Origin of the sequence: Petrotoga mobilis SJ95 (assembly GCF_000018605.1) — a bacterium.
Taxonomy (GTDB): Bacteria; Thermotogota; Thermotogae; order Petrotogales; family Petrotogaceae; genus Petrotoga; species Petrotoga mobilis.
This window is the reverse complement of sequence record NC_010003.1, coordinates 1,414,083-1,439,915: the sequence shown is the minus strand read 5'-3', so window position 1 is coordinate 1,439,915 and position 25,833 is coordinate 1,414,083. Positions and strand designations below refer to the sequence as shown.

At 35.5% G+C, this 25,833-nt stretch carries 22 protein-coding genes; 8 read left to right on the top strand and 14 right to left on the bottom strand.

Features of this window, described 5'->3' with window-relative positions; all coding sequences use genetic code 11:
- The first annotated feature begins 16 nt into the window (after positions 1-16).
- The 8 genes from PMOB_RS06870 to PMOB_RS06840 all read left to right on the top strand — a co-directional run bounded on the left by PMOB_RS06870 (position 17) and on the right by PMOB_RS06840 (position 8,258).
- The gene (locus PMOB_RS06870; protein WP_012209143.1) at positions 17-1,420 is read left to right on the top strand and encodes a radical SAM/SPASM domain-containing protein; all 1,404 of its coding nucleotides are present in this window, start codon (positions 17-19) and stop codon (positions 1,418-1,420) included.
- A 2-nt stretch (positions 1,421-1,422) separates the two neighbouring features.
- Positions 1,423-3,141 (top strand): ABC transporter ATP-binding protein, encoded by a 1,719-nt coding sequence (locus tag PMOB_RS06865; protein WP_012209142.1) that lies wholly within the window; start codon positions 1,423-1,425, stop codon positions 3,139-3,141.
- Between the two features lie 195 nt (positions 3,142-3,336).
- Positions 3,337-4,386 (top strand): hypothetical protein, encoded by a 1,050-nt coding sequence (locus tag PMOB_RS06860; RefSeq protein ID WP_041534109.1) that lies wholly within the window; start codon positions 3,337-3,339, stop codon positions 4,384-4,386.
- 294 nt (positions 4,387-4,680) lie between these two features.
- Complete coding sequence (locus PMOB_RS06855) at positions 4,681-4,890, top strand: hypothetical protein (RefSeq protein ID WP_041534108.1); 210 nt, start codon at positions 4,681-4,683, stop codon at positions 4,888-4,890.
- A gap of 78 nt (positions 4,891-4,968) precedes the next feature.
- Complete coding sequence (locus PMOB_RS06850; protein ID WP_012209140.1) at positions 4,969-6,027, top strand: DUF5700 domain-containing putative Zn-dependent protease; 1,059 nt, start codon at positions 4,969-4,971, stop codon at positions 6,025-6,027.
- A 141-nt stretch (positions 6,028-6,168) separates the two neighbouring features.
- A complete protein-coding gene (locus PMOB_RS10660) occupies positions 6,169-6,306 on the top strand; it encodes a hypothetical protein (RefSeq protein WP_155811082.1) in 138 nt (45 codons plus the stop codon).
- A gap of 224 nt (positions 6,307-6,530) precedes the next feature.
- Positions 6,531-7,292, top strand: a complete 762-nt coding sequence (locus PMOB_RS06845) for an ABC transporter permease (RefSeq protein WP_012209139.1) — start codon at positions 6,531-6,533, stop codon at positions 7,290-7,292.
- Between the two features lie 15 nt (positions 7,293-7,307).
- A complete protein-coding gene (locus PMOB_RS06840; RefSeq protein WP_012209138.1) occupies positions 7,308-8,258 on the top strand; it encodes an ABC transporter ATP-binding protein in 951 nt (316 codons plus the stop codon).
- A 19-nt stretch (positions 8,259-8,277) separates the two neighbouring features.
- On the opposite strand, the gene PMOB_RS06835 is transcribed toward PMOB_RS06840, so the two are convergent.
- From PMOB_RS06835 to PMOB_RS06775, 14 genes are all read right to left on the bottom strand, one after another.
- Positions 8,278-9,213: an ABC transporter permease gene (locus PMOB_RS06835; protein WP_012209137.1), complete on the bottom strand. Its 936-nt coding sequence runs from the start codon at positions 9,211-9,213 to the stop codon at positions 8,278-8,280.
- A gap of 68 nt (positions 9,214-9,281) precedes the next feature.
- Positions 9,282-10,313: an ABC transporter ATP-binding protein gene (locus PMOB_RS06830; RefSeq protein WP_012209136.1), complete on the bottom strand. Its 1,032-nt coding sequence runs from the start codon at positions 10,311-10,313 to the stop codon at positions 9,282-9,284.
- Positions 10,306-11,277: an ABC transporter ATP-binding protein gene (locus tag PMOB_RS06825; protein WP_012209135.1), complete on the bottom strand. Its 972-nt coding sequence runs from the start codon at positions 11,275-11,277 to the stop codon at positions 10,306-10,308. Before PMOB_RS06825 ends, PMOB_RS06830 begins: the two co-directional genes overlap by 8 nt.
- A gap of 6 nt (positions 11,278-11,283) precedes the next feature.
- Complete coding sequence (locus PMOB_RS06820; protein WP_012209134.1) at positions 11,284-12,675, bottom strand: ABC transporter permease; 1,392 nt, start codon at positions 12,673-12,675, stop codon at positions 11,284-11,286.
- Entirely contained in the window at positions 12,672-13,721 is a 1,050-nt protein-coding gene (locus PMOB_RS06815) for an ABC transporter permease (RefSeq protein WP_012209133.1), read from the bottom strand. Before PMOB_RS06815 ends, PMOB_RS06820 begins: the two co-directional genes overlap by 4 nt.
- A 91-nt stretch (positions 13,722-13,812) precedes the next feature.
- Positions 13,813-16,116: an ABC transporter substrate-binding protein gene (locus tag PMOB_RS06810; protein WP_196793021.1), complete on the bottom strand. Its 2,304-nt coding sequence runs from the start codon at positions 16,114-16,116 to the stop codon at positions 13,813-13,815.
- The gene (locus PMOB_RS10855) at positions 16,117-16,320 is read right to left on the bottom strand and encodes a hypothetical protein (RefSeq protein WP_196793020.1); all 204 of its coding nucleotides are present in this window, start codon (positions 16,318-16,320) and stop codon (positions 16,117-16,119) included.
- Between the two features lie 330 nt (positions 16,321-16,650).
- Positions 16,651-18,327, bottom strand: coding sequence for an ABC transporter permease (locus PMOB_RS06805; protein WP_012209132.1), 1,677 nt, complete (start codon positions 18,325-18,327; stop codon positions 16,651-16,653).
- A gap of 17 nt (positions 18,328-18,344) precedes the next feature.
- Entirely contained in the window at positions 18,345-19,319 is a 975-nt protein-coding gene (locus PMOB_RS06800) for an ABC transporter permease (RefSeq protein WP_041534107.1), read from the bottom strand.
- A gap of 76 nt (positions 19,320-19,395) precedes the next feature.
- Complete coding sequence (locus PMOB_RS06795; protein WP_012209130.1) at positions 19,396-21,159, bottom strand: ABC transporter substrate-binding protein; 1,764 nt, start codon at positions 21,157-21,159, stop codon at positions 19,396-19,398.
- Between the two features lie 18 nt (positions 21,160-21,177).
- Entirely contained in the window at positions 21,178-22,386 is a 1,209-nt protein-coding gene (locus tag PMOB_RS06790) for an ABC transporter ATP-binding protein (protein WP_012209129.1), read from the bottom strand.
- Entirely contained in the window at positions 22,386-23,411 is a 1,026-nt protein-coding gene (locus PMOB_RS06785) for an ABC transporter ATP-binding protein (protein ID WP_041534368.1), read from the bottom strand. Before PMOB_RS06785 ends, PMOB_RS06790 begins: the two co-directional genes overlap by 1 nt.
- Before the next feature lie 227 nt (positions 23,412-23,638).
- The gene (locus tag PMOB_RS06780) at positions 23,639-24,874 is read right to left on the bottom strand and encodes a replication-associated recombination protein A (RefSeq protein WP_012209127.1); all 1,236 of its coding nucleotides are present in this window, start codon (positions 24,872-24,874) and stop codon (positions 23,639-23,641) included.
- A complete protein-coding gene (locus PMOB_RS06775; RefSeq protein ID WP_012209126.1) occupies positions 24,849-25,790 on the bottom strand; it encodes an NAD-dependent epimerase/dehydratase family protein in 942 nt (313 codons plus the stop codon). Before PMOB_RS06775 ends, PMOB_RS06780 begins: the two co-directional genes overlap by 26 nt.
- Between the last annotated feature and the right edge of the window lie 43 nt (positions 25,791-25,833).

Sequence of the window (25,833 nt, the reverse complement as noted above, 5' to 3'; positions counted from 1 at the left end):
AAAGGATGTGAATTAATTGAACAAAGCACTCGATTTGATAATCACAAAAAGGGAACGGCTACAAGATCTTTTCTTGTTCCAAAAAAATGGAGCCACTGTTTTATGGGATAAATCAACTTTAAACGCATATTCATTAGATAAAAAGCATATGGAATTCTTTGACAAACTTCTAAAAATAGAGAATCAAGAAGAAATAAAAAAATTCGTTATAAAAGAAATAAATAAATCTCCTGAATTAGAAAATGAATTAATAGAGTTATTTCGAGATTTAAATTTTAAAAAAGAAAGTAAAAACTTACGTCGGCTCAATCTCTTAATATCCCAAAAATGCTTGTTAGGTTGCCTTTATTGCTATGCAAAAAAAGGAACATATGGTCACCCTTCTTTTATGAAACCTCTAATTGTAAAAAACAGCTTGGAATCTTTTCTTTCAATTTTTGATAATATAGGGATGATCCAGTTTTTTGGTGGAGAACCTTTATTAAATTTGGAACTAATAGAGTACACAATTAAATTAATACAAGAATTAGTTTCCGAAAAAATTATTCAGAAGAAACCAGATTTCCTTGTAGAAAGTGGATTAGGCGTACCTGAAGAAATAGTGAAAAAGTTTGCAAAACTATTACAAGATTATCCGGAAATACGATTGACAGTTAGCTGTGATGGACCTTCTGAAATTCAAAATATTTTAAGACCTTTTAAGAATGGTAAACCATCTTATAACTCCGTGATTGGTAATCTCAATTATTTAAAAAAATACGGTCAACCTCATGCGATCGAAGTTACTTATACAAAGATCCATTTTGACAAAGGAATATTACCATCAGATTTAATAAATTATTTTAAAGAAGAATTAGGATTAAAGGATTCATTGGTTTTTGTAATTCCTGTAATCTCTAAAGATCCTTCTTTGGCTTTGCCAAGAAACGTTGAAATAGAAATGTTGCATGAATATGATGTTAAAATGTTAAAGTCCTTAAAAAACATAACCTCTTATCCAAGATATAATATAGATGAGTTCAAAGAACATGTTGAAAATACTGTTCTAAATTATGCCCCCACTAAATATTTCTGTGATGGGGGAATAGAGAGTTATGCAGTAGACACATTTGGAGACATTTATTCCTGTCATATGTTAGTGGGAATGGAAAAATTTAGGATAGGAAATGTTGGGGAAAATATAGAAAAGTTAAAAATGAATTTAGAAACCTTTGCGATTAAGCAAAAAGCAATGGTTGAAAAGGCAAGATACGATAAATGTAAAAACTGTTATTTAGAAAATTATTGTTCTAGTTGCCCCTCCGCAAATTATCTGCAAAGGGGGAATATGGTTCCTTCTTTCTCTGATTGCGAAATTCGAAAACAAATTGTAAAAGAGTTGCTATTAGAATATGCCAAAAACACATCTCAGGAGGTATAAAATTGAAAAAAGAAAATAATCGAAGTTTGAGAAAATTGTTAAAATACTCCAAAAAATACTTAAAGTATCAGAAAACTCCTCTGATTCTTACACCATTATTGTTACTGGTTTCTATTCTAAGTCCCTTTTTAATCAAATATCTTATTGATGATATAATTGGTAACCATGAATTTTCGCAAATATTACCATTTGTTATCCTTTTTACCATCGTAATATTATCTGAAAGGTTAATTTCCTTTATTGTCAATTATGGCTATTACAAATCTACCAATTTAGCTGCAAGAGATGAACAAATTTATATGTTTAAAAAAATATTAACGATCCCTATAAAAGAGTTTTCCTATAACAAAATTGGTGATTTCATGTCAAGAGTGCTTTCCGATACGTTGGAAGTTTCTTTTTTCCTTGGAGCAGGAATCTCAGTAATCACCTATAATATTATACAACTCATCGTTGTTTCTTTGGTTTTGTTATATCTAAATTGGCAACTTGCTGTTATTACCTTCATCATGGTTCCTTTTTATTATTTTTCACTTCGAGCATTTGATAAAAATCTTCAAAAAAGTTCTGAGTTAGAAAGGATCGCTTACAGTGATCTTACTGAGGAATTGAGAGAAAAAATAGAAGGTCTTATGCCTATAAAATCTTTTTGTAAAGAAAATTTTTTTTCAAAACAATTCTCCTATATATCATGGATTTGGGTTAAGAAGAAAAACAGGCTAAATATGCTTAATCAATCTGCTGAAGATTTCATGTCTTTTATATATGAATTGATTCCTGTTTTGATACTTGGTTACGGTGCATATCTAATATTAAAAGGAAATGCTACTCTTGGAACCCTAATGGGGTTTTATGCATACCTGGGTTGGATATTTACTCCTATAAGAAATCTTAGCAGTTTCTATATTCAAATGCAAAGAGTCCGACAAGTTTCAGAACGTATCTTTGAAATACATGATTTCCCTGAAGAAAACATGAGAGAAGGAAAATCTTTTCCTAATAATGATTACCCTATTACCTATGAGAACGTTTGTTTTAAATATAAAGACAGCACTGTCTTGCATGATATAAACTTAACCATTGGGACAAAAGAAAAAGTCGCAATTGTTGGAACAAGTGGTGCAGGTAAATCCTCTTTTGTTAATCTAATCCCAAGATTCTACGAACCCGCTACAGGAAAAGTGATGATCAACGGTATAGATGTTAAAAAATATAATCTGAAGCAATTAAGAAAAAATATTACCATTGTTAGGCAAGATGATTATTTATTCAACATGACGGTCAAAGAAAACATAATGCTGGATGATGAATTCACCCAAGAAGAATTCATGAAGGCGGTAAAGAAAGCGAAGGTAGATAAATTCATAGGGCTTTTAGATGAAGGATACGACACGGTAGTGGGAGAAAGGGGAAGTAAGTTATCGGATGGGCAAAGGCAGAGAGTAGCGATAGCAAGAGCATTGATAAGGGAACCAAAGGTATTGATACTGGATGAAGCAACGTCAGGGGTAGATTCTCAAACAGAAGAAGAAATATTCGATGAATTGAAAGAGTACGAGATGACTTTGATAATAATATCCCACAGATTATCAACGATAAGAAAAGCAGACAAGGTGATACTGTTGAAAGATGGAGAGATAAGAGGAGAAGGAATGCACGAAGAGTTATTAAAAAATGCCCCCATTTACAAAGAAATAATAGAAAGTCAGTTGGTTGTATGAAAGATTAATTAGCCATTATGTTCGTGATAGAGTCAACCTTTAAAAAAACAGTTGAAAATCATATGGAAAAGGGTATAATAAAAGTAGGAAAGATGAAAATTGCTTGTAACAAGTGCTTTTTAAACAAAGATTAAATCAAAAGATGGGACTAGAACGTTGTTGGATGAGAAAGATTAAATACGAGAAGTAGGTTTAATGAAAATGATTATCAAAAAGAGGATGATGTTATTTGTTCTTTTATTTGTGTTTACCGCTTTTGGTGTTAGCAGTTTATTTGCTAACGAAACAAAGGAGAATATGTTTATGAATATTTCTCTATCTTCTACTTTATCTTTTGCTCCGGCCGGTGATAATTCTTCCCCAATTACTGATGCATTTTCTTTTTTCGATAATAAGTTTTATGTTTACTCAGATCCAGATAACCTCCTTGTGGAAAATTTTATCGAAATCTACTCAGTTCTCAAACCTGATAATTATGAACCACACAGTATTGCTCACACATTTCCGAAAGAAGAATATCAAGATTACGAATTAAGTAACTTAATCTTTGTAAAATTAGGATGGATACCAGGTGAAGGTTCAGAGTACTTTGTTGGTTATTCGGAAAAAATAAAGGAAGTAGTTGTTTTCTCTTTAGAAGGTGATTTAGTCAATACAATAGACGTAGGAATTGATTCAAAGAATGACTTATTACTTTCCCCGCCTACTAATGTATTTATTCAAAATGGGTCTTTCAAGAAAGAAGATTTTTGGTTTATCGATAAAAAGAAAAATGAAATTATCAGGATGACGATCTCAGGTGAGATTCTTTCTTCATTTCCTGCAACGGCAGGAATAAAATACGTAGGTATAGATGCCCAACAATTTGAAGAAGCCTTAACTTTTGAAAGAAGTTTATTTGTTAGAGATTCTTCAAACCATATTTTTCAATACACTTACCCCCAAGGATTTTTTGAGGTAATATTTGTCGAAGAATTGAAAGATGATGAGATTATCAGTTTTGCGATCGACTCATTAGGAAATATCTTCATACTTTACCATTCTATATCGGATAACAAGCTCAAAATGGCTGTACTTGTTGAAGAAGATGATGGGAAATATACAGCTAAAATATTTAACGAGGAACCATTTACAGAGAAACCGATAAAATTATTGGCGCACAGAGGATTTTTAATATTAGTTACCAAAGAAAACTACCAGATATATCAAACTTTACCAATAATAGAAAAATTAAAAGATGAATAAAAAAATATAAGAAACAAAAAAGCTTATAATAAAGGTTACCAGCTGTATCTTAAACATCTCAAGTAGTTTTTCTGTTGGAATATCTTTCAAAAAACGAAGGTAGAAAAATTAGATATTTATGTATTAGGTGATAAATAATTGTCATTAAAATAAGGAATTGGTTCTATTGTATTTATGTCTATGAGTTAACAAGCCTTTTTCATAGACACCTAATATGATCGAATGTGGGAAATGAAATTGACAAACAATTTAGTAGGGGAATTTCTATATTCAAGGAAAAGGGGGAAATTGTAGATGGTATCAAAAAACAAAGGGACACTTATCTCTGTTAAAACTTTAACAAAAGAACTTGGTGGTAACAAAATACCAAAAGGTATACCCTTCGATAAGAAAAAAGTATATTCTACACCTCACAGTAGTAGCGGAAAAAAAGATAACAAAAGAAACTGTAGTATTAACGATTCCAGATTAAAGGAATTTGAGGATAAAGTTCCTAATGTGTAGGGAGCGGGGTAAAGAAGTGGTAAAGAAGGGTTAGAGATTCTGAAGTCAGCAATAAATATCATATGAGGAGTGTGGATTATGAGTGTGAATTTTATTTACGATCAAGTAGAATGTGTCCTGAAAATATTAGGAAAAATGCATAATAACGAGACTATCACACAATCTGATTGGGAAGATTTATTTTTAAGCAAAGGATATCAGTGGTTAGCAAAAAGAGATGATGATATGTATGAAAAATTAAAGATAAAAGAAACTAATGAAAGTGATTTTAAGTCTTTTTTGCTGGGTGAGGGTCAAGTTAGTAAATACGAAAATTTTTTGAGATCTATGGGGATCTCCAAATCCAGTGATATGGAAAGTTTTATACTTGAAAGACCTCTGAAAGATTACGAAAATTTCTTGAGAGCTTATAAGTTACTCAAATCAATCGATATAGAACGTATTATTCTTGATACCAAAAATTATCTTCCGAAAGAGGCAAAAATTGAAACCTATATTATTCCTGTTATAAAACCTTTAAATAATAGCTTCGTACATACAATTGAAAATACGTTAGTTTTGTTTTTAAATTTAACACCGGATATCTCAAAAGAAAAATTGGAAAATACTTTGATACATGAACTACATCATATTGGTTTTTCTGACGTTCATAAACCTGAAAAATATAAATATCTATCAAAGCAAGCACAAATGCTAATAGAATGGACGACTGCATTTGCCGAAGGATTTGCAATGTTGGCGGCTGCTCGCGGCCCTGATAATCATCCAAACAAGTATTACAAAGACCTAAAAGAAATATGGGATGTTAATATAAAAAGATTTAATGAAGATTTCTCTAAAATAGAGAATTTTTTGTTAAAGATATTAAATGAAGAGTTTCCTGATAATGAGGAATTATATAAGGAAGGTTTTGAATTAATGACAAATAATGGGGGTCAAGGTTCTTGGTACACAGTTGGTTGGAAAGTTTCTGTAGTAATAGAAAAGGTTGAAGGAAAAGAAAGATTACTTGAATGTATGTCAGATTTAACCAAGTTATATTCAACGTACAACGAAGCCGTAATTACGTATAGCAAGAAATATAATGAAGAATTGAAAAGTTGGTCCAAAAAAATTATAGATGCTTTAAAAATGTGACTGTATTCTAATAAAACAAAGGTAAAAAATTGTAAGTACCTATGTAGTAATGTACATAAAATAATACGTGGAGATACATATACATTCTGATGGAACACAAAAGCTACATCGAATCGAAAGTAGGGAAGGGGTGAAATATTTATGACAATAGCTGAAAAGTTGAGAAATGAAGGAAAATTAGAAGGAAAACTTGTAAAAATTGTTGCTAATTTTAACAAACTCTTCTCTTTCTTCCCCTTCAAAAACATAAAAAGAAAGAGCAGAAGGTTCTCTCCATAATACTTTATCAATACATCTTTGAAGCCAATAAAAAAAACAATTGAAAACCATATGGGAAAGGGTATAATGAAATTAAAAAGTATAAAAATTAATTTTAGCAAGTGCTATTTAAACAAAGATTAAATCAAAGGATGGCCTTGAAACATTAGTAGATATTTGTTATTATCAAAAAATATATAAACAAAAGTGAGTTATTATTTTATTTTTAAATGGAGGGATGAAGGATGGTAAATGCTTTTGTTGCAAATTTCAGGAAAACTTTTATTGAAATGAAGAGATATTTTTTTGACACAGTTTCTTCATTCATAATACTTTTCATCATTTTCTATCTTATATTTTTTGGCTTTAAGATAGCAAGTGGGCCTGATTTTGGAGATACCATTGATGGAATCATTGTGAGTTATTTCATGTGGATAATGTTTTTAGCTTCGTTCCAAGGTGTTTCATACTGGATAATTCAAGAGGCAGAAAGAGGAACTTTGGAACAACTGTTTATGTCTCCAGTAAAATTTGAGTTTCAAATGATTTTTCATGTGATAAGTGATTTTTGTATAAACGTTCTAATGATAGTACCTTTAATGTATTTAGCAGCTTTTACAACAGGAAGAACTTTGAATTTTGACCTTGTTACTCTTCTCTATTTAATTATTCTTGGTTCAATTAGTGCCGTTGGTGTTGGTTTAATTCTGGGAGGAATGGCTTTGATATTTAAAAAGATTTCTTCATTCATTCAAATATGTACTTTTGCTTTCCTTGCAATTTTGATGTTTGAAGTTGATGCGCTTTGGTTTGAACTTTTGCCAATGGTAAAAGCAACGGGGATGATGAGAAGAATGGCGGTTACAGGGACAAAGTTTTATCAGTTCCCGATTCAAGACCACGTTATTTTGTGGATAGCTGCAGCGTTATTTCTTTTGGTTGGAATAGTTATATTCAGGGGTTTTGAAAAACGTGCCATGGTTAAAGGAACTCTGGGACAATATTAAAGGGTGGTGAAATAGATGAACGTTATTGAAGTTAATGACTTACTAAAAAGATACCCTCAAAGAACTTCAAAAGAAATGCTTACAGCGGTAGATAAGATTTCATTTCACGTGAAAGAAGGAGAGATCTTCGCACTCCTTGGCCCAAATGGTGCGGGAAAAACAACTACCATCAAAAGTATATGTGGCCTTCTTGTTTTCGATGAAGGAAAGATAAAAATAAAAGATTATGATTTGAAAACAGAGAGGTCTAAAGCTCTTAAACAGATAAGTGTAGTTTTGGAAGGGAGTAGGAACCTTTATCACAGGCTAACCCCAATTGAAAATATACAGTATTTTGTTGGAATCAGGGGAAAAAAGATATCGAAAAATGAAGCCTTAGATATTTTAGATTTTTTGGGAATTAAAGAAAAAGCCAACGAAGTGGTTTATACCCTTTCAAGGGGAATGCAGCAAAAAACAGCCCTTGCTGTTTGTTTAGCAGCGGATACTGATGTTCTCCTATTGGATGAACCTACTCTTGGGCTCGACGTAATTTCTAATGTAGAATTTAGAAAATTGTTAACAAACGTGAAACAAAAAGGAAAAAGTATTCTACTTTCTACCCATGATATGGCATTAGTTGAAGAAATAGCGGATAGAGTTGCAATAATAAACAATGGGAAAATAGTTGTGTGTGAAGATAAGAAAAAGCTAATGGATGTATTCAGTGCAACGGGTTATAAGATAAAAGTAAGATCAGAAGATACCTTAGAGAGAGAGCTTGATAAAATTGGCATTACAGAATTGACAAAAGAGGGTAACGTTTACGACCTTACAGTTGACTTCAAAACATCTTCAGAATTATATGAGGTTATGGATTTTTTCAAATCACGTAATGTAGAAATAGTAAGCATAGAAAAGCAAATGGTGAATTTCGAAAAGATATTCATTTCATATACTAATGGGGATAGGGGAAGACAAAACTAAACTCTTGGCGGGATTTTATTCACTCTTTCCCGCCAACTTTTATTCTAGGGTCAAGCACCCCGTAAATTAAGTCTAAAATTACAATACCGCAGATGTATAAAAGAGTTGTAAAAGACAAATTACCCAAAAGAACTGGAATATCATCTTGTTGAATAGCAGCCCAAAAAAGGTTCCCCATTCCAGGCCAATTAAAAATACCTTCGATGATCAATGCCCCAGAAAAAGAATCGAGCACAGATAAAACCGACATTGTTAAGATTGGAGGAGCAGAAGCTCTTAAAGCGTGCCCAAACAAAACTTTTCTTTCAGGAATGCCCCTAGCCCTTGCGGATATTATGAAATCATTCTGCAAATTTGCTAACACGATATTTCTTGATAAATATGCTCTACCCCAAAAACGAAAAAAAACAAGCGTAGTTAAAGGTAGAATTAAATGATACACAATATCTGCAAATCTTTTTATAAACCCCACAGGAGGCGGGATGCTAAATATACCACCAGAAGGAAATAAAGGCATTTTGAAAGAAAAAAACATGATCATTACCAGTCCAACCCACCATGTTGGAAGGCCGTAAAAAATCATGGTAAGTATGGAGGTTGTTTTGTCCATGAATCCCCCTGCTTTTTGAGCCTTTTTTATGCCCAAATACACCCCCAAGAAAATATCTATGATAATAGCCATAGTAAAAAGAAGCATGGTATTAGGTACTCTTTCTAAGATAATTTTAATGACGTCAGTTTCTCCTTTAAAAGATCTTATATACATAGATTGACCATAATTAAAAGTGATCGTATCGAACCAATCAGAGAAAATCTCGGGTAATATTGGTCCTTCCAAAAGGTAGCTATAGTGAAGTTTAAACATGACGTTGAAAAGTACAGCATACACAAAAATAATAACAAAATAAATCATAACACCCATTAACACCCTTTTAAAAGCATATCTCCAATACATCGACGTAACCACCTTAATATCTATTTATTTTCATCAAAATTAAAAAACCCCACATTTGTGGGGATTTTTCAAACCTTTTCTACTTCCTGATCTATCTCTTTGTACCTGTAACAGGCAACGTAGTGACCGTTTGAATCTTCTACCAACTCTGGATCATCCACATTCTCAAAACATTCAGGCTGTGCATAAATACACCTTGGATGGAATCTACATCCTTTTGGTATATTTGCTGCAGATGGGATCTCTCCTTTTATTGGTAATTCTTTTATTACGTTTTCTTTTCCAGGTAAAGGTTCTGGTACTGCTTCTATCAAAGCTTTGGTGTATGGATGTAGAGGTCTTTCAATTATTTCGTCAGCATCGCCTAACTCAACTATTCTTCCAAGATACATAACAGCAATCCTGTCGCAAAAATATCTCGCGGTTGATAAGTCATGAGTTATGTATAGATACGTAAGCCCTAAATCTTGCTGAACATCTTTCATCATGTGGAGAATTTCTGCCCTAGTTGATAAATCGATCATAGAAACGGGTTCATCCGCTATTATGAAATCCGGAGAAAGAACTAAGGTCCTTGCCGTTGCAACTCTTTGCCTTTGCCCTCCGCTGAGCATGTGAGGATATCTATCCATAAACTCTTCAGGAGGCGTCAATTTAACTTCATTTAGAACATTCTTTGCTATCTCTTCAATTTCATTAGGATCTTTGGTTTTGTTATGAATGATCAAAGGTTCTGCCAAAACATCTCTAACTCTAAACCTTGGATTCATCGAAGAGTAAGGGTCCTGAAAAATCATTTGTACATCTTCTTTATACTTCTTAATTTCCTCAGTGGAAGACAAAAAAGTAACATCTTCACCCTTAAATATTATTTGGCCCTCTGTGGGTTCTTCTAATTTCATCAATAATCTACCTGTAGTAGATTTTCCGCAACCAGATTCTCCAATTAAGCCAAATATCTCTCCCTTTCTTATATCAAAACTTACATTATCCACCGCTCTAACCCATCTTCGTTTGCCTTGAAATATTTCTGAAATGGTTCTTCGCAAGGGAAACCATTTTTTCAAATTTTTTACAGTCATTATAATTTCATCATTCATCAAAACACCTCCAACAAGCTGCAAAATGACCGGGTTCAATTTCCTTCAAAGGTGGTTCTTCTACTTTGCATCTATCGAAAGCAACCGGACAACGCTCATGGAATCGACAGCCACTGGGTGGATTGAGTAAATCAGGTGGTACACCTGGTATAAAAGCTAGTTCTTCAACTTTTTTATGTAAAAGAGGTGTAGCTCCCAGCAAACCTTTTGTATATGGATGTGCCGGTCCCTGAGGGCCATAAATATGATGATTCTCTCCTATTTCAGCTATCTTACCTGCATACATCACCATTATCCTGTCTGCTACTTCTGCCTCGGTAGCTAAATCATGGGTTATAAAGATAAAAGACAAATTAAGATCCTTTTTTAACCTTTTCAGAAGATTTATTATTTGAGCTTGAACGACAACATCTAAGGCTGTAGTAGGTTCATCGGCAATAATCACTTTGGGCTCTAAAAACAACGCTGTGGCGATTACAATACGTTGTTTCATCCCTCCCGATAATTCGTGAGGGTATCTCTTCAAAATATCCTCTGATAACCCCACTTGATTTAAATATTTTTTAATTATAGCCATAGCCTTTTCTTCTTCCATTTCCCTATGAGTTTGAAGCGTTTCCATCATCTGTTTTTTAATGGTGTAAACTGGCGTCAAACTATTCATAGCTCCCTGAAAAACCATGGAAATCTTTTCCCATCTGACTCTCTTACGTAAAACAGATTCTTTTAAAGGGACTATATTTTCACCATCTATATTAATCTCTCCACTTACGATTTTGCCTGGAGGACTTGGCATTCTCAAAAGACCCATGCCCAACGTTGTTTTACCACATCCAGACTCTCCAACAAGCCCTAAGGTTTCCCCTTCTCTCAGGGAAAAACTCACATCGTCCAATCCTTTTACAACACCTTTTCTTGTATAATAATACACTTTTAAATTTTTAACATTTAAAATCTCATTCATTCATATCTACCTCGTTCTCAATTTTGGATTTAAGATGGTGTCCATTGCAAAACCTAAAAAGGCAAAAGTCATACCTACTAAAGCAATAGCAATTCCAGGAGGTACAACCCACCACCAAAGACCGTTTGTTACGGCTCCTCCGTTCATGGCATCGTGGAGAATTTGCCCCCAGGTGACTATGGTGGCATCTCCTAAACCAAGCAAACTAACGGTTGCCTCGTAAAGAATGGCGCTCGGAACATTAAGTGCCATACTTGCAAAGGCGTATGGAATCAAGATCGGAACCATATGTCTGAAAATTATTCTTCTATGCGAAGCACCTAAAGCTTTTGCAGCTTCAACATAGGTTTCCTCTTTTATTTGCAAAGCCATACTTCTTACTGTTTTAACAGGGCCTACCCAAAAAAACAAACTCATCATAAGAATAAGGCTCCAAATAGAGGGCTTAAATATTGCTGATAAAACAATTAAAACAGGAAGAAGTGGTATGTTGATAAAAATTTCCCAGATTCTTTGCATTATAGAATCGACTATACCGCCATAATACGCAGAAACAACTCCATAAACCACGCCTACCGATACCGAAATAGCAGATGTCATAAGCCCTATGAACAAAGCCCATTTAATGCCTGCTACCAATCCACTCCATACATCTCTTTTAGAGTTATCCGTACCTAGTAAACCAGAAACACTTCCAGAAACAACTAACCTTGTATCTTGTATAGCAGTGTCCTCGGTCATTTTTATTAGATTAATATTTAGCTTGTAAGTTCCATTTAATGGAGTTGGATTTGAAAAAAGCTCATCGTTGGCTTGTGAAAAAAGCACGGTATTTACATCAACTCTTGGCGGTAAATTTTGCACATATCTCCTTGCAAAGCTTTGAACATTGTTATTTGCTTCATTAATAATTGATATTCTGAAGTCTTTTTCAGTGTTCGAACTAAAACTTTTGTTTACCAAGTTGATTTTATTACCATCAGGACGTTCCAAAACAATATTCATACTAAAGTTACCTTTAAAGGTCCCTCTATATATTAGATCAACGGGTGGAACGTCATAACCGTACTCATACTCTATAACTGAACTTAACATAGTTATTGGACCTGAAATGTTCTGTTCAGTATATTCTAAATCTTCAATATATTCAGTCGGTGTGTAATCTTTTTGAGAAAACCAATTTATCCAAACAGGGGGAACGCTTCGAGGGTTATCTTCCCAATAGGTAATATCCCTCCACCTTGTAGAAGCTTCAGGAAATGGGATTAAAAATTGTTCAAAAACCACTAAAATTACAAAAAGGATTAAAAGAATTATACCAGCTATACCAAATTTAACTTGCTTAAACTCATCCCAAAAATCTTTTAATTGCTTGGCAACACGATTTGTTTTATTCACGCTTTCCCACCAACTTTTATTCTAGGGTCTAAAAAGCCGTATATCAAATCCAAAACTACGATACCAGAAATGTATATAAGTGTTGTTATGGAAAGGTTACCCAAAAGAACAGGGATATCGTTCATCTGAACCGCTGCCCAATAAAGGTTACCCATTCCAGGCCAACTAAATATACCTTCAAACACCAACGCACCAGAAAAAGAAGCTAACAACGATAAAAGCGACATTGTTAAAATAGGAGGAGCAGAGGTTCTTAGAGCATGACCATATAAAACAGACCTTTCAGGAATCCCTCTTGCCCTTGCGGACATTATGAAATCTTCTTGAAGATTTCCTAAAACTATATTCCTTGTTAAATAAGCCCTTCCCCAAAAACCTATGAACACTAAAGTAATTACAGGTAAAGCCATATGGTATAAAGTATCAAGGAATCTTCCAAAAAAGGTTGTTGGAGGAGGGACACTGTTCATACCTCCTGATGGGAAAATAGGTATTGCAAACGCAAACAACATAATCATAACCATTCCAAACCACCAAGATGGCAGACCGTACACCCCCATGGTGATTATAGAAGTAGTCTTATCCATTAACTTTCCAGCTTTCTGAGCTTTTCTTATACCCAACCATACACCTATAAAAATATCGATAATTATCGCAGTAGTAAACAACATCAAGGTGTTGGGAATTCTTTCTAGAACTATTTTAATAACGTCTGTTTCACCTTCAAAAGATCTCATTACAGTTGAGTTCCCATAATTGAATGTTAACGTATCGATAGCTCTCCAAAAAATCCTGGAAAGTATGGGATCATCTAAGTGATACAATTGACGAAGCTCACTGATTCGCCTCTCTCTGTATTCTACCAAATATTCAGGATCTGTTCCAACCTGTGACATTTTCATCATTTCACCGTTTACTTGTTCAACTATTTGACTATTTAACGTCTGATCCATCACCGTGTTAAACAAGGCAGAATAAATGAAAATGACCACAACGTAAATAACAACACCCATTAATATTCTTCGAACAGCATATCTCCAATACATACGGTTAATCACCTCTGTATATAGTTCAACTTTTCTAAAAATAGGCTCCCATAAGGGAGCCCTTAAACTCTAAAATGACTTTTTTAGAAGATTAATACACAACGATTGTTGTTGAATAAGTGGATGGAATTGCTCCTTCCGACCTTGCAGTTACTACAACCGCATAAGTACCAGGTTCTAATGTATTAAGCACGTCTCCAGGTATAGTTGCTACAAATGTTCCAGCTGTTTCTACTTCAGCCTTGAAAGTTTTTGGACCCTCCGGTGTGATCAAGGAAACTTCCACGTCCCCTTGAGGAGCTGGGGAATATGTATCGTATGGGTAAAGAACTTCAGATACATAGATCGTAACCGGCAGGTCTAACCCTCTTATAGCAGCAAAAGCAAGCTCTATACTATCAACATTAAGTCTGACGGTTTCAAAGTACTCATTCCAGTATCCACGTTCGAATGGGTACCTCTCATCTCTAACAGCAGTTAATTCAACAAAACGTGCAGTTGGATCATATTGGGTCATCTTGAAAGGACCGTTACCTATATAAGCATGGTTGTATTCATTAACAAAATCAAGTGCCGTTTGATATCTTTCAACAGCTTCGTAAGGTGTGGTCATATCTTCAATGTAGACTGGCACGTACCTTTCATCGATCATCTTTTGTAGTTCTGCTTTAATATCGCTAACCGTGACAGGCTCAAGAACATCCACTTCGTAGACGTTTCCGCCTGCGGCTGTTGATGAGAATGTATACTCTCTTCCTGACACTCCTCCATGTTCAACCAATCTTGTCAAAGCTTCAACAATTTCCCATGAAACGCCTATTGGTTGCCCAGACATTGAAACTGACCAGCCAGGGGCTCCCCAAGAAGCTAAGTACATATCATCAACTGGGAAGTTGTAATCAAACCATACCGTTATTGAACCGTCTTCATTTACTTTTCTTGCAACCTCAACTTCCAATCCAGGCATTGCTGAAGCTGAATAAGTTGCATCGTACCTTGAATCGCCTTGTCCAGAATCAACCGAAAGGTCCCATACATATGCAGGAGCATACAAATAATCCACCAAGCTTTCAGAGATCCCATGGTTCCAAACACCGTATATTATATCGTAAGTAGCAACACTGATAGATGTAACACCTGGTCCTACAGGTACCCATTTTTTACTGTCTGGATCAACTCTAAGAGCATCTTCTGGGACCGGTATTAAACCAACCATCTCACCGTTTTCATCAATTTCAAATTTGGTATCCAACGTATCCATCCTTGGAACAACTTTTGCAGGAGTAAGATCAGCTGAAGCTGGACTTTCAAACATCCCGTAGTCGTACATGTTCGATGCAACGTTTATGGAATACATATCGTTGAATCCATCTGTTCCTATTGGATCCCAGGCACCCATGAACAAAGATCCTTGGGCAGAGAATTGAGTGACCCTCAAAACTCGATCTACCGTATCAGCTGTTAAAATGGACCACTGATTGAGTCCATCTCCAAGCCCATATACCATTCGCCTGTTGAATCTATCTTTGTTAGCAACATAGAAGTCTTCTTGATAAGTCAGATATATTCTAACGGAATCTCTTATACCCAGTTCAGTTGCCCTCAGAATCATATCCCAATACTCTTCTTCTGTTGCAAAATTCCCTGAATAAACCTTTTGAGTTAGTTCATCGATCTCATCTTGTTCATAATTCCAAAATGTTGGCTCTTGACCTCCTGGCATATTAGCATACCAAGGTGCATACATTTGAGCAACAATATGGTGCCAGTACTTTCTGGTAGCACCTGCACCCCAGCCTTCTGTGTACATATGCCATTGTAAGTCTGCAGGGTTTGAGTAATAAGCGATATCCACTGCTGCATATCTATCTATTTCTAATCTTTCAACCATTATACCAGCTTTTTCAATTTGATCGGCTATGTATCTACCTGCGGGCAACCTTCCTGTAGGATCATCTACACGAATTAAGAACTTTAACGTGACTGGTTGTCCATCAAAAGTCCACCATTGACCGTCTTTTACCAACCTTCCCTTATTTTCAGGCAAATTGGCAGCCTCATTCATAGCGTTTTCTATCATTTCAAGGGCTAGCTCTTGGTTACCTTCTGGAGTAAAACCCATATTTGCAGTTATATCAATGTAAGGTTGGGTCCCAGGTTGTCCGGGGGTTGCCATCGTATACATTACTCCACCTGCACCTTGAAGAATCTCGTCGACTAAATACTGTCGATTAATTAGGAAGTTCAAAGCAAACCTTACTTCTTGAATCGCCAACGGGTTAAAATACTCAACACCATCGACATTCACCGTATACGGAGGTTCGTTTGGTATAGGATTGAGCAATAAAGACCAAGAACCCGATGGAATGTTGTAAATATCTAAGTTTTCAAGCACTTATTGGGGCAGAGAATTAATCACTGGAGCCCCCACACCGTATAAAAAGACATCTACGTTTCCAGCTGCGACATCTTGTATTGCGACGTCTTGTTGCATTCTCACATCGAAATACACCTTATCCGGCATAGGTCCCTGTTCTGCTAAGGCAAAAGCAGAAATCAAAACAAACGTAACCACCAAAAAAGTCGCTACTTTTCTCATATTACCCCTCCTTTAAGATTTATAAAATCCTAATTGAAACCAACTTACCAACAACAAAACCAAAACTTAAAATAATATTATTACTACTTAACAATATTTTCTTTAGCATATATAATTATAGTCAAGTTTACAGAGTTTGTCAAGTTAGAAAAAACTAATTAACAATAATCTAAGGTATTTATTGCCGATTATTCCCGAATAATGAAAAAAATTTCATTAATGATAACTTTTTCAAATTTTCACTAAATTTCTTGGCTTTTACAAAAATATAAACCAAATACCATAATAAAAAGCCCCACAAAATACGTGGGGTTTATATTAATTATAGAATTACAAGCCTAAAGCTCGTGGATCCAATGCATCCCTTATGGCATCTCCAAACAAATTGAAGGCAAGAACCGTTATAATGATAAACAATCCTGGTAAAAGTACCCAAGGGTAACTGGTTAAAACTTGTATATCTTGAGCCTGGGAAAGCATCAAGCCCCACGAGGCTCCAGGTTCAGTTACTCCCACACCCAAGAAACTGAGACTAGCCTCACCTAAAATATATCCCGGTATAGATAACGTAGCGGAAACGATTACGTAAGTATAAGTGTTCGGTAACAAATGGTTCCAGATCACTTTTCTTGGAGGATATCCTAGGGCTATAGCAGCTTGAACAAACTCTGTTTGTTTCAATCCCATAGTCATCCCTCTTATGACCCTTGTCATTCCGGGCCAGCCAATAAAAGACAAAATCACAACTATCAGAAGATACCTAATCTCTGGCGATATACCTGTAGGCAAAACAGCACTTAAAGTTAATATCAAATAAAGGCTAGGAATGGACATCAATATTTCCGTAAACCTCATAGTCACTTCGTCTACCCATCCTCCAAAATATCCAGCCAAACCGCCTAAAAAAATACCTATTGTAAAAGTTAATAATATTCCAATCAACCCTATAGAAAGGGAAATTCGGGAAGCAAAGAATATCCTACTGAAAATATCCCTTCCATATTGGTCTGATCCCCATACATACAGTATCCCATCGTTTGAAAAATAATCAGATAATGAAGGTAATTTTGGTTTTTCGACTCCAAATAAATGTAAATTGCTAGGGAAAAGGCCTAAAAGCTTGTAATCCCAAGAATGAATGAAAAATTCAATAGGATAATTCTTTAAATTAACCGCTTGTAAATCTGAAGGGGTTAATACAACTGGTAAAAAGTCAAAATAAACATATATTTCTTCCAAAGTAGCAAAAGTATCTATGCTGATAATTTCTTGATTCATTATTTTAGGAGCGTATCTATAATCACTTTTGTAAGTATTAATTGCCATACTTCTGTTATCTTCTTTGACAACAATATCTTCTCCCATCAAAAGCTTTGAAAAATTAACGTCATAAAGACCATCTTCATATGAAGCTGGACCATTTAAGTTTTCTTCTTTTGTAAAATAAGATAAAGGTATCAGGGTCTGATCGTATTTACGATTGGTTGATAATTCAATGTACTCCCCATCTGCAGTTTTAGCCATGATAGTATTCTTAAAGGTATATGTAATGTCTGAAACTGTTGCATTGTAGGTTGGATTGTATGCACCTAATTCAAAGGTTATTAAATCACCTGTTTCGGGATCCCTTGCCCTAATTACATCCAAATGGGTTGCTTCTACATAATCACTCTGGTATGTTATTGGATCTCTTTCACTCATATACAGATAAGTGTGAGGTCCAACTCTATCTCCTGTGAATAAATCCTTTCTATAAATCGTAGACGGAGGAGCAAATCTATACTGAATATGGTTATTAAATGGATTCATTGGAGAGACGAAATCTGCAAATATAGCAAGTAAATATAAAATGATCAACACAACAAGTGATATCATTCCCAATTTGTGCCTTCTTAATGCCCTCCAAATAAGTGCAGGGGTTGACATGAATTCTCGCTCAAAAAGTTCTTCATCGTTTTGTGTGTTTTGGGGTGTGTTCTTCAAATTGTCCTTCTGCTTTTTTCTCACTTAAAAATCCCTCCAATTTAAGCACTCATTCTTAATCTGACACGAGGATCAGATGCAGCAAGTAAGATATCAGCGATCAAATTACCAGTAATTAATAGAATACCTTGCAAAAACAAATTAGCCATTACTAAATAAATATCTTGCTGGAAGATCGCATCTCTCATCAAAGTTCCTAAACCTGGCCATGAAAACACATATTCCGTTATCAACGCACCACCCAATATCGAAGATAAACTGAATCCCAATGAGGTAATTACAGGGTTTATAGCGTTTCTCAACGTATGCTTGTATATGACAACGTCTGAAGGCATTCCCTTTGCTCTTGCAAACTCTGCATAATCTTGGTTCATCTCATCTAAGATCTGTCCTCTCATAACACGCATAGTTCCAGCAAGAGATGCTGTCCCCAATGTAACTACAGGACCAGCCACATGCCAGAAGAAATCACCTATCTGTTTATACCAGGGAAGATTAGCAAATTCGCGTGATAGCATCCCCCCGATGGGAAATATTCCAGTATTTGCAGACCACATTAACCATAATAACGCAAAAAAGAAGTTCGGAATTGAAAGACCTATCAACCCAAGAGTTGAAAGAGCTTGGTCAGTAAATTTGTATTGGTGAAGCGCTGCTGTTATTCCTAAAGGTATACCAATCCCCCAGGTAAATATAAAAGTTGTCACTCCCAATAAAAGTGTGGCTTCAAGTCTTCTCAGCATCACTTGCCAAACATCTATTTTATAAACAAAAGAGTAACCCCAATCTCCCTTCATAATGTTTCCTAACCACAAGAAATACTGGGTTACAGGATTTTTATCCAATCCATACAATCTTTCTAATTCTTGAATCTGTTCGCGACTGATATTGGGGTTTATTCTATATGTATCCAAAAAGTCACCAGGTGCCAACTGCATTACAAAAAACGAGATAACCGATACTCCTAACAACACAGGTATAGCAAGAATAAGCCTTCTAATTATATATTTGAGCAAGATCACGAAGCCTCCCTACTATGATTTTAAAAAGGCAGAAGGTTTCCCTTCCGCCCTTTTTTAATAAACCTAACAATTACTGTTCTTTCCAGGCGTACTCAATTTTCCACAAACCTGGTGAGTAGGAATAACCGTAAGGGTTGATCGTTCCATATTTTTCTACAGGATACAAATGTAAAGTATTTTTATGCATGTTCAAGTAATTCTGTGAAATTGTGTAAACTAAGATCTGATTTTCCGCAACCAACATTTGCCATTCGTCCCAAAGCTCTTGGAGCTCATCTTTATCTAAAATCGAACGCTGAACTCTCATAATCTCATCAATTCTTTGCTCAGCAGGGTGTGCCCAATATTCATCTGGATCAACCCATTCCATAACTTCAGGAGACCAGTTCCAGAAATGTAACCCACCATCTAACAACCAAACGTTTGTACCCCATCCAGGATCGTCTCCCCCAACTAATCCAATGATAATTGCATCCCAGTTAGCTGAGTACATTTTTTGAACCACTGCGTTGAATTGCATTGGCCTGTAATTAACTTTGATTCCAAGTTTCCCTAGGGCATCCACTAAAATAACAGAAATTTCATTCCTCATCACGTTTTCACCATTGGTGTTCAATTCAAACTCAACAACATTTCCATCCCAATCGACTAACTCGCCTTTCTCATTCCAACTAAAACCTGCTTCTCTTAACAGTCTCTGTGCTGTAACAAGAGAATATCTGAATCCTAACTCCTCAATTTCAGGATTGTAGAAAGCTGAAGAATTAGTTCTTGGACCATAACAAGGTACGGCTAAACCGTTGTACAGCGTGTCTATGATAGTTTGTTTATCAAAGGCATATGCTACAGCTTTTCTGAAATTATCGTTTCTGAACCATGCCCTATGAACAGGATCGGCTGCGTTGAAATTGAAAGCTATAAAGTTTGACCCGGCGGTTGCTGGACCTACTATTACATTCCAACCTTTTTCCTCGGCTTGAGCTCTCAAAGCTGGGAAATCTTTAGCTGCAGGGCCATGCATATCTGTTTCTCCTGCCTCGAATCTTAATCTTTCAACATTAGTATCTGTCACTATTTCGAAGACAATTCTATCTAAGTAAGGAAGTTGGACCCCGTCTTTTGACTTTTCAAAGTAGTATGGGTTTCTTTCCAAAACTACCCTGACTCCTTCAGTGTACTCTGTAACTTTAAAAGGTCCACCAACTACTATTTGATCAACTTGTTCTACCGTCCAAGTGGACTGGAAGGTTTCTGCATCCGTTACTTTATCCTCTAAAGCGTGTTTCGGCATTATGGCGAATCCACCGACGGTTTCAAGCCCAAATCTGAATACTGTAGGATATTTGAACATTATTCTATTACCTTCGACAGTCAATTCTGGAAGATTACCTTCAGCGTCCATATAAACATCGTTACCATCTGCGGTTAAATCTGGGACTATTATCTTCTCCCATGTGAATACTACATCGTCGACGGTTAGTGGGTGACCATCGGACCATTTAACCCCTTCTCTCATCTCAAACCAGTAAAGTGTGCCTCCATCTGCTGTACGCTCAACACCCCAATCCTTTGCAAGCGATGGTTGTGTTGGTTGGCCATAAAAATCTCTGCTGAGTAACGATACACCACCTTGATTGATGATGATAGAAGATGATGTCTCTTGAGCCCAGTAAGTATTTAGAGTTTTTGGGCCAGAAGTTGTTGCAAGGTATAAGGTTCCACCCTTTTGACCACCTTCTACATCGGCGATAAGCCACTCGGGGTTGTAAGCTTCTTGCGCAAAAATCGTCAAAGCGCTTAAAGCTACTACTAAAAGTACCAACAACTTTCTCATGTGAATCCCTCCTTTAAGTTATTTTACCAACTTACCCTCTTTTTCTTGTGATAAACCTCTATCTCTATCCTCTTTGTATAAGAAACAAGCAACATAATGGTTTTCGTTTATTTTATAGTATTCAGGGTAATCTTTTTTACATATATCCATAGCGTAGGGACATCTTGGGTTGAAAAAGCATCCCTTAGGCCTATTAACTGGACTTGGTACTTGACCTTTAACCAAAAACTTTTTTCTATCTCTTCGTTTTCTTGGATCTGGAAGAGGAGCGGCATTTAGCAAAGCTTGTGAATATGGATGTAAGGTTCTATCAAATATTTCTGAACCGTCTCCAAACTCAACTAATCTTCCAAGGTACATTACCCCAACATGGTTTGAAATGAACCTAACAACCCCTAAATCATGAGAAATAAAGAGATATCCAACGTTGAACTCACTCTGTAAAGTCTTTAAAAGATTTATTATCTGTGCCTGTACTGAAACATCTAACGCAGAAGTAGGTTCATCCAAGATAATCAACTTTGGGTCTAAAATAATCGCACGTGCTACGGCAATCCTCTGTCTTTGCCCACCAGAAAATTGATGAGGATATCTGTCAGCATGGTAAGGTTTCAAACCAACTTTTTTCAACATATCAAGGGCGATATTTTTTGCCTCTATTTTATTTTTTGCCATCTTGTGAAACAACAGTGGTTCAATTAACGTCTGTCCTACAGTCATTCTTGGATTCAAAGAAGATGTAGGATCCTGAAACACTATTTGAACATTTCTTCTGAAATCTGCTCTTTTTCTATCTATATCTTTAAACATATAATCCAAAAATTTTTCTTTTCCATTATCATAGTAATATTGTATATACTTTCTCTCTTCTTCTTCAAGACTTTCAAGAACCTTCTCTTTGCTCCCTAACTCTTTTTCTAGTTCATGAGCGTATTCGATGTATTCCCTTTCCAAATACTTTGCTCCAGCTCTTTTATTCATAAAATAATGAGAAGTTTCTTCTCCGTTTAAAAAAATCTTCCCCGAAGTAGGATCTTCCAATCTCAAAATCGTTTTACCAATCGTGGTCTTTCCACAACCTGACTCTCCAACCAATCCATAAGTCTCATTTATATCTAAGTCCAAATTGACCCCATCCACTGCTTTAATGTACCCGACCGTTCTATCTATCAAAAACCCCTGTTTAATTGGAAAATACTTTTTCAGATTACGGATTTTTAAAAGCATCAAAGAGCCTCCTTCTTATCTATCACATCGTCATAATGAACAGGAGTAGTATCAGATATAGGATTGAAACATCTTATGTAATGATTTTCTTCAACTTCTGTTAACTCGGGCCATTCTTTCCTACACTTATCAGTGGCATATGGACATCTTGGCAAAAAAGGACACAATGGTGGAGGATCCAGCATAACAGGAGGTTGACCTTTTATAGGGTTTAATAGATCTACCTTTATATCGTGCCTGGGTATACAGGAAAGCAGAGCATGGGTATATGGATGCCTAGGTTTTTCAAAAAGTGTATAAATATCTGTCATTTCCATCTGTGTTCCACCATACATTACAATAACCTTATCGGCAACTTCAGCTATTACAGAGAGGTCATGAGTTATGTATATCATTCCCATATCATACTCTTTTTGCAAATCTTTCATCAACTCTAAAATTTGGGCTTGAATAGTAACATCCAAAGCGGTGGTAGGTTCATCGGCGATTAAAATTTCTGGATTGCAAGAAAGCCCTATCGCTATTACTACCCTTTGCCTTTGACCACCTGAAAACTGGAAGGGAAAGTCATCGATCCTTTCAGCTGGATTGGCAATCCCTACATCATCTAAAAGTTTTATAGCCCTTTCCCTTGCTTCTTCTATGGACACATTTTGGTGAAAAACAATAGTTTCAATCATTTGATCAGCTATTGTAAACATTGGGTTCAAAGAAGACATTGGGTCCTGAAAGACCATCCCAATATGTTTTCCTCTTATCCTTGTAAAATCTTTCTGTTTTAATTTTGCCAGATCAACGAACTCTTCCTTACCGTCTTTACTGAATTCGTTTGTTTTAAATAATATTTGACTCTCTTTGGTAATATAACCAGGGCTTTTAATCATCCCCATTACAGACTTCATGGCTACACTTTTTCCCGATCCTGTTTCACCAACGATTCCTAAAGTTTCATTTTTACTCAAAGTGAAAGAAAGTTGATTAACAGCTTTAACCGTTCCTTCAGCTACGGGAAAGTGAGTACTCATGTTTCTAACGTCTAAGATGATATCATTCAATATATTCACCTCATAGCATAATTAATCTTTAATTCTATTTCATATTATAATAAATATTAACCTTGATTGTCAAGTAGAAAAAAACTAATTAACAATAGTCTACAGGATTTATTGCAGATTATTCCCGAATAATGAAAAAAATTTCAATAATGCTAACTTATCTAAATTTTTGTGCAAAAAGTTTCATGACTCGTTGTTCAATAATTCTTCTTATCTTTCCAGAGATCTTTTAATCGTTCTTTTATGCGTTTTTCAATACCGATTTCCTTTGGCGTGAAAAATTGGGTACTTTCAAAACCTTCTGGCATGTAACTTTCTCTAACGAAACCTCCGTAATCGTGAGGATACTTGTACCCTTCTCCAAAGCCTTGTTTTTCCATTCTTTTATTCAAAGGATTTATCAATTTAGGGGGAATCTCGAAATTATTTTGGCTTATAAACTCTTTGGCTTTAGCGTAGGCTAGGTATGCTGAATTGGATTTTGGCGATGAACACAGATACATTGTAGCTTCAGATAACGGAAGGTAACATTCGGGGTAACCAACATGTTCAGTAGCTATCATAGCTGATACAGCTATATTTAAGGCGTTAGGATCAGCCAAACCAACATCCTCGGCAGATAAAATAACCATCCTTCTTGCTATATACATCGGGTCCTCACCGCTTTCAAGCATATAAGCAAGGTATAACAAAGCCGCATCCACATCGCTACCCCTCATACTTTTTATATATGCAGAAATGAAGCTGTATTTTGCGTTTTTATCGTAAGTTAGCCGATATCCGGTAAAATCTTTCAGAAATTCCAAATCAATTGAATTTATCCCAGCTTCATTTGCAGTCTCTATTAGATTCATTATCCTTCGGATGTCATTTCCAGCATATTCTATGAGTGCTTTGCGTGCTTCTTTTGTAATTTTTAAATCTTTGTAGTAATCTTCTATTTGTTGGAATAATTTTTCATAATCGTCAGTAATCAGTTCTTTAGTTTTAAAAACCAATACTCTTGATAACAAAGCAGGGTTGACACTAATAGCTGGATTTTCTGTTGTCGCCCCTATGAGAGTTAATTCTCCCGTTTCAACACTTAAAAGTAAGGTATCTTGCTCGGCTTTATTCAATCGATGTATTTCGTCGACAAATAATAATTTGGGTTTTGTAAAAAGATTATTTTTTTGCTCTATTATATCCTTTATTTTTTTCTTTCCTTCTATTGCCCCTGAAATAGAAAAAACATCGTAATAATCTTTTATTTCGTTTATTAAAGCCCTTACAATCGTAGACTTACCACTTCCAGGTTCCCCATATATAATGAAAGATCTAACCTTTTTATTTTTTATCCAGGTTTTAAGAATTTCTTTCAACTTTTCGTTACCCAATACCTCATCAACCTTTTTCGGTCTAATTATCTCATAAAGAGGTTGTGTACCACTCAATAGTGTTTTCCACCCCTTTTTCTAAATCGTAATTAGGCTCCCATCCTAAAATACTTTTTGCCTTCGCATTCGAAAGTAAGCTTATCTTCACATCCCCATCTCTTTCTGGCTTATAAACTGGGGCATTCTCATACCCTGTTTTCCTTTTCATCACTTCAAAAAGTTCGTTTACAGTTGTCTTCTTATTGGTTGAGATATTTATCGTCTCTTTATCAGCTTTATTTATTGATAAAAAATTGGCTTCAACGACATCAAAAACATGTACGAAATCCCGCACTTGTTCTCCATCACCGTAAATAACTATCTCTTTTTTTTCAAGCATATTTTGTGTAAAGATTGCTACTACCCCGGCTTCTCCTTTTGGAGTTTGTTTGGGACCATATACGTTCGCATATCTCAATATAGTGTAATTAAGATCATATTGGAGTGAATAAAATTCGATGTATTTTTCGCAAGCAAGTTTTGAAATGGCATACGGACTAATAGGATGTGGACAATAATCTTCTGAAGTGGGAATAGGAGCGTTATCACCGTAAATAGCCCCGCCTGTAGAAGAAAATATGAACTTTTTTATGTCATACTTAACGGATAATTTCAATAAATTCAAAGTACCCATCACATTGATTTCTGCGTCCCAGTTTGGGTCTTTAACAGAATCGGGAACAGAGATCTGCGCCGCCAAATGAAAAACATAATCAAACTTGTGGGTTTCAAATATTTTCTCCAAAACATTATAATCTCTAATATCTTGTTGATAAAAAAGAGCCATAGGTGACAAGAATTCTACATTTCCTGTGGAAAGATTATCGATAACAACTACGGAATGGCCTTCTTTCATCAATCTATCAACTAAGTTTGAACCTATGAAACCTGCACCTCCAGTAACGAGGATTCGATATTTGTTTTTATCAGCCATATTTTGCCTCCAAAAGTAATAATGATTTAGCGCCCCTTCGCCC